This window comes from Nocardioides guangzhouensis, assembly GCF_004519545.1.
Classification (GTDB): Bacteria; Actinomycetota; Actinomycetes; order Propionibacteriales; family Nocardioidaceae; genus Nocardioides; species Nocardioides guangzhouensis.
Window position 1 is genome coordinate 1 of sequence record NZ_SDKM01000120.1, and the last position, 893, is coordinate 893.

Here is an 893-nt window from a genome sequence, read left to right on the forward strand (position 1 = left end):
GTGTCGAGCGGTACGGAGGCCATGGCGTGGGCCTCGGCGACCGGGGCGTTGGTGAGGTGCCCGTCGTGGGTGTTCAGGCCCAGCGCCAGGGAGTGGTCGGCGCGCAGCGCGTCCTGCCAGCCCTTGTCGGCCAGCGCCACCGCATAGGGGAGGGTGGCGTTGGTCAGCGCGTAGGTGGAGGTGTTCGGGACCGCGCCGGGCATGTTCGCCACGCAGTAGAACGTCGAGCCGTGCACCTGGTAGGTCGGGTCGGCGTGGGTGGTGGCGTGGGTGTCCTCGAAGCAGCCGCCCTGGTCCACCGCGATGTCGACCAGCACCGAACCCGGCTTCATCCGCGCAACCAGGTCGTTGGTGACCAGCTTCGGGGCCTTCGCGCCCGGGATCAGCACCGCCCCGATCACCATGTCGGCCTCCATCACCTGCTGCTCGATCGCCAGCTTCGAGGACGCCAGGCCGTGCACCCGGTTGTTGTAGCGCCAGAACGACATCCGCAGCTTGTCCAGGTCGGTGTCCAACAGCGTCACGTCGGCACCCATCCCGAGCGCGATGTTCGCCGCGTTCTGGCCCGAGACCCCGGCACCGATGATCACCACCTTGGCGTTCGCCACCCCGCCGACCCCGCCCATCAGCACCCCCCGGCCACCCTGGGCCTTCATCAACGAGTACGCACCCACCTGCGGGGCCAGGCAGCCCGCGACCTCCGACATCGGGTACAGCAGCGGCAGCCCGCCCGAGGGCAGCTGCACCGTCTCATAGGCGATCCCGGTCACCTTCCGCTTGACCAGCTCCTCGGTCAACGGCCGGTCCGCGGCCAGGTGCAGGTAGGTGAACAACGCCTGCCCCTCCCGCATCCGGTGGTACTCCTCGGCCACCGGCTCCTTCACCTTCAGCAC

Annotated in this window: 1 protein-coding gene; it reads right to left on the bottom strand. The window is 69.5% G+C overall.

The window, feature by feature from the left end; genetic code table 11:
- Positions 1–893 (bottom strand): alanine dehydrogenase (gene ald, locus EKO23_RS24725; RefSeq protein WP_134721247.1); only part of this gene is annotated, 893 nt, incomplete at both ends.